Source organism: Arthrobacter sp. D3-16, assembly GCF_054408515.1.
This window is the reverse complement of sequence record NZ_CP096437.1, coordinates 704,359-717,789: the sequence shown is the minus strand read 5'-3', so window position 1 is coordinate 717,789 and position 13,431 is coordinate 704,359. Positions and strand designations below refer to the sequence as shown.

At 64.6% G+C, this 13,431-nt stretch carries 11 protein-coding genes and 1 pseudogene; 9 read left to right on the top strand and 3 right to left on the bottom strand.

Features of this window, described 5'->3' with window-relative positions:
• Positions 1-5 precede the first annotated feature (5 nt).
• The 5 genes from M1D32_RS03520 (at position 6) to M1D32_RS03500 (ending at position 4,765) form a co-directional block, all read left to right on the top strand.
• Positions 6-545: an NUDIX hydrolase family protein gene (locus tag M1D32_RS03520; protein WP_050056434.1), complete on the top strand. Its 540-nt coding sequence runs from the start codon at positions 6-8 to the stop codon at positions 543-545.
• An 87-nt stretch (positions 546-632) separates the two neighbouring features.
• Positions 633-1,628 carry a DUF6707 family protein gene (locus M1D32_RS03515; RefSeq protein WP_458780965.1) on the top strand — a complete coding sequence of 332 codons (996 nt, stop codon included), beginning with the start codon at positions 633-635 and terminating at the stop codon, positions 1,626-1,628.
• A 91-nt stretch (positions 1,629-1,719) separates the two neighbouring features.
• A complete protein-coding gene (locus M1D32_RS03510) occupies positions 1,720-2,445 on the top strand; it encodes an SRPBCC family protein (protein WP_458780964.1) in 726 nt (241 codons plus the stop codon).
• Between the two features lie 32 nt (positions 2,446-2,477).
• Positions 2,478-3,818 carry a tRNA guanosine(34) transglycosylase Tgt gene (tgt, locus tag M1D32_RS03505; protein WP_458780963.1) on the top strand — a complete coding sequence of 447 codons (1,341 nt, stop codon included), beginning with the start codon at positions 2,478-2,480 and terminating at the stop codon, positions 3,816-3,818.
• A gap of 59 nt (positions 3,819-3,877) precedes the next feature.
• Positions 3,878-4,765 (top strand): type IV toxin-antitoxin system AbiEi family antitoxin domain-containing protein, encoded by an 888-nt coding sequence (locus M1D32_RS03500; RefSeq protein WP_458780962.1) that lies wholly within the window; start codon positions 3,878-3,880, stop codon positions 4,763-4,765.
• Positions 4,766-5,063: 298 nt separating this feature from the next.
• Here the strand turns inward: M1D32_RS03500 and M1D32_RS03495 are convergent.
• Positions 5,064-5,777 (bottom strand): annotated as a pseudogene (locus M1D32_RS03495) (queuosine precursor transporter); the annotation flags it as partial.
• Positions 5,778-5,909: 132 nt separating this feature from the next.
• Between M1D32_RS03495 and M1D32_RS03490 the strand changes: the two are divergent.
• The 3 genes from M1D32_RS03490 to M1D32_RS03480 all read left to right on the top strand — a co-directional run bounded on the left by M1D32_RS03490 (position 5,910) and on the right by M1D32_RS03480 (position 8,541).
• A complete protein-coding gene (locus M1D32_RS03490) occupies positions 5,910-6,608 on the top strand; it encodes a TetR family transcriptional regulator (protein ID WP_458780961.1) in 699 nt (232 codons plus the stop codon).
• Positions 6,609-6,633: 25 nt separating this feature from the next.
• Positions 6,634-7,551, top strand: a complete 918-nt coding sequence (locus M1D32_RS03485) for a TIGR01777 family oxidoreductase (RefSeq protein WP_458780960.1) — start codon at positions 6,634-6,636, stop codon at positions 7,549-7,551.
• Positions 7,552-7,683: 132 nt separating this feature from the next.
• Complete coding sequence (locus M1D32_RS03480) at positions 7,684-8,541, top strand: hydroxymethylpyrimidine/phosphomethylpyrimidine kinase (RefSeq protein WP_458780959.1); 858 nt, start codon at positions 7,684-7,686, stop codon at positions 8,539-8,541.
• Between the two features lie 148 nt (positions 8,542-8,689).
• Here M1D32_RS03480 and M1D32_RS03475 read toward each other — a convergent pair whose 3' ends face one another.
• Both M1D32_RS03475 and M1D32_RS03470 read right to left on the bottom strand, forming a co-directional pair.
• Positions 8,690-9,961, bottom strand: coding sequence for a serpin family protein (locus M1D32_RS03475; RefSeq protein ID WP_458782092.1), 1,272 nt, complete (start codon positions 9,959-9,961; stop codon positions 8,690-8,692).
• Between the two features lie 353 nt (positions 9,962-10,314).
• Complete coding sequence (locus M1D32_RS03470; protein ID WP_458780958.1) at positions 10,315-11,829, bottom strand: helix-turn-helix domain-containing protein; 1,515 nt, start codon at positions 11,827-11,829, stop codon at positions 10,315-10,317.
• Positions 11,830-11,977: 148 nt separating this feature from the next.
• On the opposite strand from M1D32_RS03470, the gene aceA reads away from it, so the two are divergent.
• Positions 11,978-13,312, top strand: coding sequence for an isocitrate lyase (gene aceA, locus M1D32_RS03465; protein ID WP_458782091.1), 1,335 nt, complete (start codon positions 11,978-11,980; stop codon positions 13,310-13,312).
• Positions 13,313-13,431: the final 119 nt, after the last annotated feature.

Here is a 13,431-nt window from a genome sequence, read left to right as displayed (position 1 = left end):
TAACCATGAACGTGCGCACTCCTGACCCGAACCCCGGCTGGCTTTCCGAAGAAGACCTCTTTGAGGCGCGCGGGCGGCTGCCCATGGTTTACGTTGAGGCAGTGCCTGTCCGGCTGGATCCGCTGGGCTTCGTCAATGAGGTGGGAACCCTGCTCCAGGCGGACGAGGACGGGACCATGGTCCGGTCCCTTGTATCCGGCCGGGTCATCTACCGGGAGACCATCCGCGCGGCCCTTCTCAGGCACATGGAGAAGGACCTCGGCCCGCTGGCGTTCCCTCAACTGCCCATCAGCCCGGTCCCCTTCACCGTGGCCGAGTACTTCCCCGCACCGTCCCAGACCGGCTTCACCGATGAACGCCAACACGCCGTCTCCCTGGCCTACGTGATTCCCGTGACCGGCGAATGCGAGCCCCGCCAGGACGCCCTTGAACTGACCTGGATGACCCCGGAGGAAGTGCTCAGTCCAGGCGTCCAGATGGAGTTCAGCGGCGGGCGCGGCGGCCTGATCCGCCAGGCGCTGGCCTTCGCGGGCGTGGGGTTCTGACACCCTCGGCCGCACCCGGCGTCCCCGACTTCCGGCACCCGCCTTTGTAGACTGTAGGGCGGACCGCAAGAGAACTTAAGGACTCCCATGACCGAAACACCAGCCCGGCAGCATCGTGAACAGCAGGCTGGAGCCCTGGCCACCGGCGACCACATCCTCCTGCCCGGCGGCGAACGGACGGCGGAGATCCATCAGGTGGAACTGGAACCGGATGATTTCGGCGCGCCCGCCCTGGTACTCGCCAGCCTGGCCGGCGGCGGGACATTGCGGATCGCCGTTGGCACCACCGTGACCGTTACGGACGAAAAGGCCGACGGCGTGGCGCAGCTTCCGCTGCCGGGAAAGCCTTCGGAGGAGGTTGGGCAGGAGCAGCCCGGCGCGACTCCCGCCGCGGCGCCAGCGGTTCCCGCCGTCGTCGTACCTCCCCTGCCCCCGGTTCCGCCGGCGGCCAGCGGCCCGAGCGAGGAGGAACTCGCCCTGATCCCTGCCGCGAAAGGTACGCCGGAATCAGTGGTGGAAGCCGCAGCGGAAGCCCACCCGGACGCGATGGGCGTGCTGCTCCTGGCTGACCGCCTGGCCAAGGGCGTCAACTTCAAGTCCGGCAGCTGCCTCAAGGACCTGAGCGACCTCGCCCACGAACTCTTCATCACCCTCAAGGATGCTGACGGCTCCCTGGCCGTCGCGGACCTGCTGAACGTCCTGCCCTATGACGGGAATCCCGGCCGGTGGGCCTCGGTGGAAGCGTCCCTGGCGTTGTCCAGCTACATCTGCCGGCAGGACGGCCAAAAGGAGCGGGCGGAGGTTTACGAACGGCTGATCCGCACCCCGGAAAACCAGGAGACGGATCAGTTCAAGGCGAGGATGGCGGCAAAGGTCCGGCAGCGCTCGCTCAACGAGCCCAACCTTTACGACAAGGAAATCTTCAGGTCCATCGACAACTCCAACCACGACGCCGAGCGGGAATGGCGGCTCCTGCGGCTCGAATCCCTGCTGTTCCTCCGGGCCCACGGGGGTTCGGAAACCATTGGGCTCAGCGAACTGGAACGGCGCATCAGCAACGAACTCGAGGCTGTCCGCTCCTGACTTTTGCCTCCGTGGCGCCCTCGTCCCTGCGGCGGCTGGCTGAAGTAATTGCCCCTACCCGGCGCCCGGCCGGAGTTGTACATTCGGGGCTATGACTAACAATCTGAGCGTGGTGATCAATGCTGACGCGCCGCAGGTTTGGACCATGCTGCGTGAACCGTCCAAAGTTGCCGAATGGCACGGCTGGCAAGCCGAGGACCTGGACGACGAGATCAAGGAAATCTACTTCTCCGCGGACGTGGAGGAATCACCGGACCACACCAGCCTGACAGTCCACGGCGGGGATATCTTCGAACTCAGGCCCGTTCCGCAGGGCACCCTGGTGAGCGTGACGCGGGCGGCCGTGGACCACAACTCCGAGTGGGCGGCCTGGGACGAGGACATCACGCAGGGCTGGCTCACGTTCCTGCAGCAGCTCCGCTTCGCCCTGGAACGCCACCCGCACGGCAAACGCCATACGTTGTTCCTGCAAGTACCGGGCGGTCCGGGTTCCGCCATCGAAAAACTCGGCCTGTCCGAGCTCCCGGCGCGCGGTGACAACTACCAGCTGACCCTGGCCACCGGCGAGGAAATCTCGGGGAAGGTCTGGTACCGGACCAACCATCAGGTGGGACTGACGGTCCACAGCTACGCGGACCATGGTGACGGCCTCTTGGTGGTCGCCGATCAACTCGCCATCGAGGACGTCCGGGCCGACGGCGGGTCCATGGTGATCATCTCGACGTACGGCCTGGGTGCTGCCAGACTCGATTCGATCCGCACCTCCTGGGACTCGTGGCGGGCTGAGAACTACCCCACATCCGAACCGGTGAGCTGAGAGACCCGCGCGATTGCTGGCACACTGGTACGGTGCCAGCCAACCCTGCTTCTGTTCCTTCCCCTACGGCCGCTGCGACTGACCCCCGTCCCGGGCCTGCGACCCCTGGCGCGGCGGCCCGGCAGTCTGAGTTCGGCTTCCGGGTGGGCACCCGCCTGGCCGCAACCTGTCCGCCGTCGGCTGCCCAGGTAGCATCCAACGGTGGCCAGTTCCTGGGCCGCACCGGGACCATCACCACACCCCACGGTGAGATCCAGACTCCGGCGTTCATCGCCGTCGGTACCAAAGCCACCGTCAAGGCCGTACTGCCGGAGTCCATGGCAGGCCTGGGGGCCCAGGCTTTGCTGGCCAACGCCTACCACCTGTACCTTCAGCCGGGCGCGGACATCCTCGACGAGGCAGGCGGCCTCGGTGCCTTCATGAACTGGCCGGGGCCCACTTTTACCGACTCCGGGGGATTCCAGGTGATGAGCCTGGGCTCGGGGTTCAAGAAGGTCATCGACATGAAGTCCGTTGACGCTTCCGGGCCGGACGACGCCGTGGCCCCCGGCAAGGAGCGCCTCGCCCACATCGACGACGACGGCGTCTGGTTCAAATCGCACCTGAACGGCGACAGGCACCGCTTCTCCCCGGAAATCTCGATGCAGGTCCAGCACCAGATCGGCGCGGACGTCATGTTCGCCTTCGACGAGCTGACCACGTTGCAGAACTCCCGCGGCTACCAGGAGGAATCCCTGGAGCGGACCCGGCTGTGGGCACTTCGCTGCATTGAGGAGCACTTCCGCCTCACCTCGTCCCGGGTGGGCAAGCCGTACCAGGCACTGTTCGGCGTCATCCAGGGCGCGCAGTACGAGGACCTGCGGCGGAGGGCGTGCCGGGACCTGGGCGCCATGCCTTTTGACGGGTTCGGGATTGGCGGGGCGCTGGAGAAGGAGAACCTGGGAACCATCGTGCGGTGGTGCAACGAGGAACTTCCGGAGGACAAACCCCGCCACCTGCTGGGTATTTCAGAGCCGGATGACATCTTCACCGCCATCGAGAACGGGGCCGACACCTTCGACTGCGTCTCCCCCACCCGGGTGGCCCGGAACTCGGCGTTCTACACACCCCAGGGCCGGTTCAACCTTTCCGGCGCCAAGTACAAGCGCGACTTCGGCCCGCTCCAGGACGGTTGCGACTGCTACACATGCACCCACTATTCGCGGGCGTACATCCATCACCTGTTTAAGGCCAAGGAAATGCTGTCCGCCACGCTGATCTCCATCCACAACGAGCGCTTTGTGGTGAAGATGGTGGACGACGCCCGCCTTTCCATCGAAGCCGGCACATTCTTCGACTTCAAAGCTGAGACGCTGGGGCAGTACTACTCCTGAGCAGTATTCGCCGGGGCTGCCCCCCGGTTCGACGGTTCCCTGCCCACTCGACGTCGCGAGTGACCGCGTCCGCAGGGAACCGTCGAACCGGGGGTCCACATAGCGTTGCCCGGCACTGGGCGTCCGAGGTGGGGCGCGGCAATGCTGGAGCCGTGAACGGATGTGCTGAGCTTTCTCCCACGGCGAATCTCTGGCGGACCAATGAACTCCTGGAGCAAGGGCTGAACTCCCGGGCCATCGCGGCACTGGTCCGCAAAGGAGTCCTGGTCCGTATACGGCGCGGTTGTTACGCGCGTGGCAGCTGGTGGACTGGGTTGAAAACGTCTGGACGCCGTCGGCAGCTCGTGCATGCGCACGCGCATGGAACACGTACGACGTCGGCGGGCGGCTTTGTTTACAGCCACACCTCGAGTGCCAGCTTGCGGCGGCTTCACTTGTGGGACGTCGACGAGGTGGTGCACTTGACGCAGTCGGGCCGCCCGTCCGAAACTTCGCACGGGCGGGATGTGGTTGCTCATACCAGGAAGCTCACCAGTCGGGACGTATCGTTTGTGGAAGGCTTGCCCTGCACTTCGTTGGAGCGCACAGTGGTGGACTGCTGTCTGATGTTCAACCTTCGCCAGTCAATAATCCTGATAGACCACGCTGCCAGGCTGGGCGCTGACCTTCCACTCCTAAGAGAGCAAGGCGCCGCGTTGGCAGGCCGCGCCGGAGTCGTTACCCTGCGGCAGGCCCTTAAATTGGCTGACCCACGGTCAGAGTCGGCTGGAGAAAGCCTCACCCGGGAGCTCATCCACAGGCTAAGGATCCCGGCGCCGGAGCTGCAGTACGTGGTGCATACAGCTTGGGTCATCACCGCCTGGACTTCGCCTGGAGAGCCCGGAAGGTGGCTCTTGAGTTTGACGGCAAGTCCAAGTATTTCGAATACCGGCCGACTCAAGAGGTGATCTATGAGGAGAGGCGAAGGGAAAAGGCCCTCATGGAAGAAGGCTGGACCTTCCTCCGGATTGAATGGAAACACCTCTTCGACGAGGCGGAGTTCAAGTACCGGGTACTGCGGGCGCTGTCCCAAGGTTCACGGGACGAATGACGCCCCCGTTTCGACGGTTCCCTGCAAATTCGACGGCTGCGGACGTCGAACCGGCCGGGAACCGTCGAACCGGCCGAATAGAAAGCAGGCGCAACCCTTGATGGTTCAGGCGAAGGCGGGTGTCCGCTACACGCACCGTTCGCCGGGGCGGCAGGAACGCCGTAGCTCGGCTCATGCTTCTTGACCCACCCGATGACCAGCGACGTCACGGGCACGAAGATGAACTCCACCAGGGTCTTGTAGACGAAGCCCACTACGACGTAGTTCACGAAGGTTCCGAAGTCGGTGATGCCGATGACTGACGCTGCGATACTGCAGAAGATGAGGGTGTCCACGAATTCGCCGGCGCCAGACGATCCCATAAGGCGCGCCCACAGGGACTTCTCACCGGAGCGGGCCTTCATCCTGACCAGGATCCACGAGTTGATGGTCTGCCCTGCGAGGAACGCGAGCAGCGAAGCCAGCACAATCTGCGGCACCGGGCCCAAGGCGCCTTCCAGCGCGGCCTGCTTGGACGTTCCGAACTCGTCGTCGAAGCCGGGCAGGGCAATGATCACCCAGTAGCAGAGGGACGCGAAGACGGACAGCGCAAAGGTGGTGAAGATGGCCTTGCGGGCCACTTTGAAGCCGTAGACCTCGCTGATGACATCGCCCAGGATGTACGCCAGCGGGAAGAGGAAGAAGCCGCCGTCCGTAATGATCGGTCCGATGGCTACGCCTTTGGACCCACCGATGTTGGACAGGATGAGCACCACTGCCATGGACGCCAGCATGATCCCGAAGTAGGGGGAACCGATCGAGGCGAACCGGGCTGCGCTGCCGGGCGGGGTTGTTTCGGGCAGGGCGTTGTGGCCTGAGGCTGAGGGCATGGGGAGTCCGTTCATAGTGGTTCGCTCAGCGTCCCGAGTTGGAGGGGCCGCCGGCTGTATTAGCACTGTCCGCCCAATTGTCCCATCCACGTCCCAGTACCGGCCCACCAGCGATCTGAACACGTTCAAACTATGCGTAACTTCTTGAACACGTTCAAAAACCCGAGGAGCCCAGCGGTGACCAAGAGCGAGCAGACCCGCCGGCTGGTGGCGGACGTCGCGCTGAGGATGTTCCGGGAGATCGGCTTCGCGAAGACCACCATGCGGGCCATCGCCGCGGAGGCCGGCATATCGGTGGGCAACGCCTACTACTACTTCGCGTCGAAGGACGATCTGGTCCATGAGCTGTATCTCCAGGTCCAGGCGGAGCATGCAGCCAAGGCTGCCGAAGCGCTTGACGGTGCTGCTGACCTCACGAGCCGGCTCAAGGCCACGCTTCACACCGGCCTGGACGTTATGGCCCCCTATCACCGGTTTGGCGCCGACTTCGTGGCTACGGCCATCCGTCCCACCTCCCCGGTAAATCCCTTCGCCGCCGGCTCGACTGCTGCGCGCGAAGCTTCCCTGAACATCTTCCGCAGGGCGGTGGAGGATGCGAAGCCTCCGGCACCGAAAAAGCTCAGGGCCGATCTTCCGGAGCTGCTGTGGCTTTGCTACATGGGCGTCACCCTCTTCTGGGTCTACGACACATCCGAAGGGCAGCAGCGGACAAGGCGGCTGGTGGACGGAGCCGTTCCCCTGATCACAAGGGCACTCTCACTGGCGCGGATTCCAGGGGTCAGCAAGATCCTGGACGACGTCCTCAGCTTGAGCCGCAGCATCCGCGGCTAGGTACCGAAACAACACAGGGGGAAACATGAGCAGCACCAGAACGGTGGTATTGGCCGGAGCTTCCGGTTTCATAGGCAGATACTTCCGTGCTCGATTTGAGCAGGATGGCTGGACCGTACGCACCATTGGCCGTAAGGGCGCCAGGAGTTCGCCGTCGGCCACGTGGGAAGACGACGACGGCGCTATCGCCAGGGTGCTGGAAGGAACCGAGCTCCTGGTGAATGTCGCCGGGCGCTCGGTCTCCTGCCGCTACAACGCCCGGAACAAGGCAGCCATACTGCAGTCCCGCGTTTCCACCACGGCGGCACTTGGCCGGGCCGTGGCACTCTGCCGGCGGCCGCCGTCGACCTGGATCAACGCCAGCACCGGAACGATCTACCGCCATGCCACGGACGGACCGCAGACCGAACAGGACGGCGAACCGGGCACGGGATTTTCGGTGCATGTGGCCCGCGCGTGGGAAGCGGAGCTGGAAGCAGCCCCGACACCGGGGACACGCAAGGTCCCGCTGCGGATTGCCATTGTTCTGGGCCCGCGCGGCGGAGCGCTGCGGCCCGTCGCCAATCTGGCCCGGCTGGGCCTAGGAGGCCGGATGGGCCCGGGCACACAGAAATTCAGCTGGATCCACGTGGAGGACCTGTACCGATCCGTGCTCTTTGTGCATGCCCGCCGGGACATTGCCGGCCCCGTGAACGTGGCGTCGCCCGATGTGGTGGACAACCGCGAACTCATGCGCATGGTCCGACGCGCCTATGGAGTCAGATTCGGCATCCCCACTCCGGCCTGGCTGCTGAAGCTTGGCGCCATACTGATCCGAACGGAGACCGAACTGGTTCTGAAAAGCCGCTGGGTCCAGCCGCAGAAGCTCCTGAACTCCGGTTTCGTCTACAGCCAGCCGGAGCTGGGCCGAGCGCTGCTGCAGATCGCCAAAGGGACATCATGACCGGCCGCTTCGTCACAGAGGCAAAGCCGTCCAGCCCGCAGCCCTTTCCTTTGTAGCCGTGACCACCAGCGGCGTCGCCTGCTGTTCAGGCATACAAAGCGGGCGGGCCACGCCGGATGGCAGGATAGTGCCATGACTTCTGTTTCCGCCGATGTCCAGTCCCCCGCTGCCGCTCCCGCCGTCGTCCTGACGATCGCCGGTTCTGAGGCCACCGGCGGTGCCGGTGCCCAGGCCGACCTGAAGACCTTCCAGGAGCTCGGCGTTTTTGGCATCGCCAACCTCACCTGCATCGTGTCCTTCAACCCGAACGACAGCTGGAACCACCGCTTTGTGCCCGTTGACCAGCAGGTGATCGCCGACCAACTGGAGGCGACGACGGCGGCTTACGGACGGGAATCCGGCGCGCCGTCAGTCCTGGAAACAGTGAAGATCGGCATGCTGGGCAGTCCGGCCACCATCAGCACCGTGGCGGGTGCCCTCGAGACCGGTCAGTTCCGCAACGTGGTCCTGGATCCCGTACTCATCTGCAAGGGCCAGGAGCCCGGGCACGCACTGGACACGGACCAGGCCCTGAAAGCACAGATCCTCCCGCTGGCCACCTTCGTGACGCCGAACCACTTTGAAGCCGAGTCCCTCTCCGGGCTGGAGATCACCGACGTCGAATCCCTTAAGGCCGCCGCTGTACGTATCCACGAAATCAGCGGAGCAGCAGTACTGGCCAAGGGCGGGGTGCGGCTGGCAGGCCCCGACGCCGTCGACGTTTTCTATGACGGCGAAACGCTCGAGGTGCTGAGCGCGCCCAAGGTCGGGGACGTTGCGGTGTCCGGCGCGGGGTGCTCCCTCGCCGCTGCCGTAACGGCTGAGCTGGCCAAGGGTGCGGCGCCCCTGGAGGCTGCCCGCTCAGCAAAAGCGTTTGTCACCGCCGGCATCCGCAACCGCGTGGCTTCGGGCGCGCCGTTTGATGCCCTGTGGCAGGGCGGGGCCTGCTAACCCGCTACCCATCCCGGACGCTCTCTCACTCAATGCGCGTTTTTCCAGCACCCTCTTGCAGTTGATGCGAGAGGGTGCCGTATTTTCCTGATTTGCTGACGGAGCGTCCGAGGGCGGGACGACGGTGGGCCGGTCCCGGGACGTTCATTCACCGGGGGTCGGCCACAGTTCCCATGAACAGCGGAAGCCCAGTATCAACGTGGACAATCTGGTAATGGAACGGCCGGTCGAACTCAATGGTCCGCTCGGGTTCCGGTGGCGCGCTGGTGGCCATTCCGTTGATCTGGGTCACCGCGGCGGCAATCGTGCCCTTTTCGGCCACCGTGATGTTGGCAGCCTGGGCGGCTTGGGTGATCATCATCTGCGGCTGGATGTTGTTGAAGTCCTCTACGGTGCCGAGCAAGTTCTCCAGTCCCAGCGCCTCGAAGACCTTGCGGAGGTCGAAACTGGACCTGTGATCCCAGCGCGGCAGCTGGATCCGGACTGACGCGGGCCGGGCCGTGTCAAAGGTGTCCGCGATTTCCCTGAGTTTTTCCGCTCCAAAGGCCGCAGGGGCGGGACTGTCCGCAGGAGCGGCTGTGCCATGGGGAGCGGCCGTCTCCGCGGACAGGACCAGCCGCATGACGAAACCGTCGGCGTAGGGAAGATCGACGCCTTGCCAGCCGGCGCCTTCCGCGTATTTCATCATGAGTTCGTTGTGCATCGCCGGCACGTCGATTTCCTCGCCCGCAGCCGTTGTAAAGGGCAGGTCAGAGGTGGCGTCCGGATCGAACGGTATGCTCCAGGCGGAGGCGAAGTACGAAGAGTTCAGCAGGCTGAAGGTGTTGTCGGGGTCGTACTGCGCCGGGGCTTCCTTGATCCTGCCGCCGGTGTTCCTGTTCACCCAGGCATCGATGGCAGACTTGGTTGCACCCTCATCCCTGAAATCCACCGGATACACGCCCGTTCCATAGTGCCGGGCCAGCGTGTCCAGGAAGCACTGCCCGGTAGGCACGCCCTTATCTACGAACAGCCCGTTGGCCGAGTGCATGACCGGTTTCCGCGGCGGGTTTTCCTCATCCACGGCGCCGGGGTCGCCGGCGAACTCTTCGAGGGAGCGGAGGACCGAGTTCATGGCTTCATCGCGCTTTTGGGCAGGGAACTGCAGGACGCTGTCCATCTCGGCCGCGGTCCCGCCGGTGGCGCCCGCGCGGAGCATGGCGAGGGCAGTCAGGAGGCTCCCGGGCGAGGACACAACGTTCCCGCTGGCGCCGTCGCCGCCGTCGGCCAGCAGCGCTTCGCCGAGGACGAACGCGGAAGCCCGGAAGGAGCGCAGTTCAGCGGCGTAGTCCGCGCCGTCCACCGAGACCCGCTCGACGCCGTCGGCCGTAAGGAGTTCCGGCGGCGGCGTGGCAGGCGTCGCACACCCTGCCAGTCCCATCAAGGCACCCAACGCAATCAGCCGCTGCAAACGAAACACCTCTGTTCCTCCCCGGCATGCCACGGCGGGAAATCCGCCTCCTCCCAGTGAAACAGCGACGGCGGCGCGGGACGATGCCGGCAGGGTCACGCTTTGCACACATTTGGGTCTCACCGGGCTGCACCCGCCGGGTAGCCTCCCGCGGCTCTCGCACCAGGACGCTCTCTCACATCCTGCATCGATTTCGGCAACGCTCTCTCACCCATCACGAGTTGAATCACATCCCTTCCGAAGGCAGTGAGAGAGCGTTCGGGAAAAGCCCACATCAAGTGGGAGAGCGTTCGGGAAAAGCCCACATCAAGAGAGAGAGCGTTTCAGCTGCCCGAGTGCGCCTGCAGGAAGCTGTAGACCTCGGTTTCGTCCACGCCGGGGAACGCCCCCGGCGGCATCGCGGCCAGCAGATGCGAGTGGGCACGGGCGGATGGCCAGGCGTTCCCGGCCCACTCCGACGTCAGGGATTCGGGCGGGCGCTTGCAGCAAGTGGGATCCGGGCAGTTGGACGTGGCCCGGGCTGTCGTTTCCCGGCCGCGGAACCACTTCACGTGCTGGTACGGCACCCCAATGCTCAGCGAAAATTCCCCGCTGGCGGAACGTTCCGTGCGGGCCGTGCACCAGTACGTCCCGGACGGCGTATCCGTGTACTGGCTGTAGGCACTGAACTTGTCCGGCACGTCGAACACGGCACGGGACGTCCACGCCTTACACGACGGCTGCCCTTCGATGGCGCCAGTATGGTCCTGCGGGAAGGTCACGCCGTCGTTCTCATAGGCCTTGTAGATGATCCCGCTCTGGTGGGTCTTCTGGAAATGCGTGGTGATGCCCAGATGCTTTGTGGCCAGGTTGGTGAAGCGGTGGGCCGCTGTCTCATAGGAAACGGCAAACGCGTCCCGGATATCCTCGACCGCTATTTCCTTCGCCGCCTTGGCTTTTTGCAAAAATTCCACGGTTGCCTGCTCAGGGAGGAGCAAGGCTGCGGCGAAATAGTTCGTGGCCACCCGCTGGGCGAGGAAATCACCGTAGTTCCGGGGCGTTTCGTGTCCCAGCACGTAGTGGCCCAGGGCCTGCAGCAGCACCGAGCGCGGATCGTGGTCCTGCCGCTGGCTCTGGGTCAAGTAAATCCTGCGGTTCTTCAAATCCGTGACGGAGCGGGTTGAATGGGGCAGGTCGCCCACATGGTGCAGGGCGAAACCGAGGTGCTCGGCGATGTCCGCAATCACGTGCTGGCTCAGCGGCCCGGTGGTGTAACCCACTTCCTTGAGGACCTTCTGCGCCTCGGCTTCGTACTCCGGAAAATAGTTTCCCCGCTCCCTCATCATGGCCCGCAGTTCACCGTTGGCGCGGCGGGCCTCTTCCGGGGTGGCCACCTGCTCGTTCATCTTGCGCTCGAGCTCATGCAGCAGCCCCACTTGGGCCTCGAGCACATCCAGCGGAAGCCGCGAGCTGATGCGGATTTTCGGCAAATTCAGGGATTCGTAGAGGGGTCCGCGCTGATAACGCTCAAGCTCGATTTCGAGGGCCGCCCGGCGGCTGGGCGGTTCGGCTCCGAGCAGCTGATCGATGCTGACGTTGAGTGCGGACGCCAGGTGCTGGAGGAGCCCGAGTTTTGGTTCCCGCTTTCCGTTTTCAATCAGGCTCAGCTGGCTGGGCGCTGTCCCGACGGCGGCGCTCAGTCCTTCGAGCGTAAGCCCCGCCTGTTTGCGCAGGTGGCGTACACGGCGGCCGAGTGAAATGACGTCCAGGTCTACCGCCGCCCCTGGCGGCGGCGGTAGGGCAGCTTCCCTGTTCCAGCTTGTAAGCGACATTTCTGAAGAATACGGGAAGAACCGCATTTCTTTCCACACTTTTTGTCTACCAACCCTCTTGGAAGTGCTGAAAAGTAGTGATCACGGAAAGAAACACCGCACCGGAAAGCCGGTGGGAACCTCAACGACGCGGTTCCCGCCTACTCCATCCGGAGCTCAATCAAGGAGATCAATGATGACTGCAGCATTTGAGCCCACCCAGCAGACGCCCGAACAGCAGTCCGCAGCAAGCGAGCAGGCAGCCGCCCTCGAGCTCGAGTGGGCCGCCAACCCCCGCTGGGAAGGTGTGACCCGGGACTACTCAGGCTCCGATGTCGTCCGTCTCCGCGGCCGCGTCTCCGAAGAACACACCCTGGCCCGCCGCGGCGCCGAGAAGCTGTGGAAGCAGCTCACCGAAGAGCACAAGACCGGCGGCTACACCAACGCGCTGGGCGCCCTGACCGGCAACCAGGCAGTGCAGCAGGTCAAGGCCGGGCTCCGCGCAATCTACCTTTCCGGCTGGCAGGTGGCAGCGGACGCCAACAACTCCGGCCACACCTATCCGGACCAGTCCCTCTACCCGGCCAACTCCGTACCCACGGTGGTGCGCCGCATCAACAACGCCCTGCTCCGCGCCGACCAGATTGAATTCTCCGAAGGCGTCCAGACCGTCGAGGACTGGCTGGTCCCGATCATCGCCGACGCCGAAGCCGGCTTCGGCGGCCCGCTGAATGCGTACGAACTCATGAAATCCATGATCCAGGCCGGCGCCTCCGGTGTTCACTGGGAGGACCAGCTCGCCTCGGAAAAGAAGTGCGGGCACCTCGGCGGCAAGGTCCTGATCCCCACCCAGCAGCACGTCCGGACCCTCAACGCCGCACGGCTCGCCGCCGACGTCGCCGGAACCCCGTCGGTGGTCATCGCCCGGACCGACGCCGAGGCAGCCACCCTGATCACCTCCGACGTCGATGAGCGGGACCAGGAATTCATCACCGGTGAGCGCACCGCCGAGGGCTTCTACAAGGTCCGCAACGGCATCGAACCCTGCATCGCCCGCGCCAAGGCCTACGCCCCGTATTCGGACCTGATCTGGATGGAAACCGGCACCCCGGACCTGGAACTGGCCCGCAAATTTGCCGAAGCCGTCAAGGCCGAGTTCCCGGACCAGATGCTCTCCTACAACTGCTCCCCGTCCTTCAACTGGCGCAAACACCTGGACGACGCCACCATCGCGAAGTTCCAGCGCGAACTCGGCGCCATGGGCTTCACCTTCCAGTTCATCACCCTGGCCGGTTTCCACGCCCTGAACTACTCGATGTTCGACCTCGCCCACGGCTACGCCCGGGAAGGCATGAGCGCCTACGTCGAACTCCAGGAGAAGGAATTCGCCTCCGAATCACGCGGCTACACCGCAACGAAGCACCAGCGCGAAGTCGGCACCGGCTACTTCGACACCATCTCCACCGCGCTCAACCCGAACGCGTCCACCCTCGCCTTGGTCGGATCGACCGAAGAGGGCCAGTTCCACTAATTTCCCTGCTCGACGGCGGTGCTTGTGTCCGTCGCCTGAACCGGACGATCCTCTGCGTGCTATTCCCCAAAGCCGCCTATGCCTCGCTAGCGCTCGGCGAGGCGGCTTTGGGGCCCCCT

Coding starts and splice junctions, on each gene's coding strand:
- M1D32_RS03520 (WP_050056434.1), top strand. CDS start 6: ATGAACGTGCGCACTCCTGACCCGAACCCCGGCTGGCTTTCCGAAGAA.
- M1D32_RS03515 (WP_458780965.1), top strand. CDS start 633: ATGACCGAAACACCAGCCCGGCAGCATCGTGAACAGCAGGCTGGAGCC.
- M1D32_RS03510 (WP_458780964.1), top strand. CDS start 1,720: ATGACTAACAATCTGAGCGTGGTGATCAATGCTGACGCGCCGCAGGTT.
- M1D32_RS03490 (WP_458780961.1), top strand. CDS start 5,910: ATGCGTAACTTCTTGAACACGTTCAAAAACCCGAGGAGCCCAGCGGTG.
- M1D32_RS03485 (WP_458780960.1), top strand. CDS start 6,634: ATGAGCAGCACCAGAACGGTGGTATTGGCCGGAGCTTCCGGTTTCATA.
- M1D32_RS03480 (WP_458780959.1), top strand. CDS start 7,684: ATGACTTCTGTTTCCGCCGATGTCCAGTCCCCCGCTGCCGCTCCCGCC.
- M1D32_RS03475 (WP_458782092.1), bottom strand. CDS start 9,961: ATGGGACTGGCAGGGTGTGCGACGCCTGCCACGCCGCCGCCGGAACTC.
- M1D32_RS03470 (WP_458780958.1), bottom strand. CDS start 11,829: ATGCGGTTCTTCCCGTATTCTTCAGAAATGTCGCTTACAAGCTGGAAC.
- aceA (WP_458782091.1), top strand. CDS start 11,978: ATGACTGCAGCATTTGAGCCCACCCAGCAGACGCCCGAACAGCAGTCC.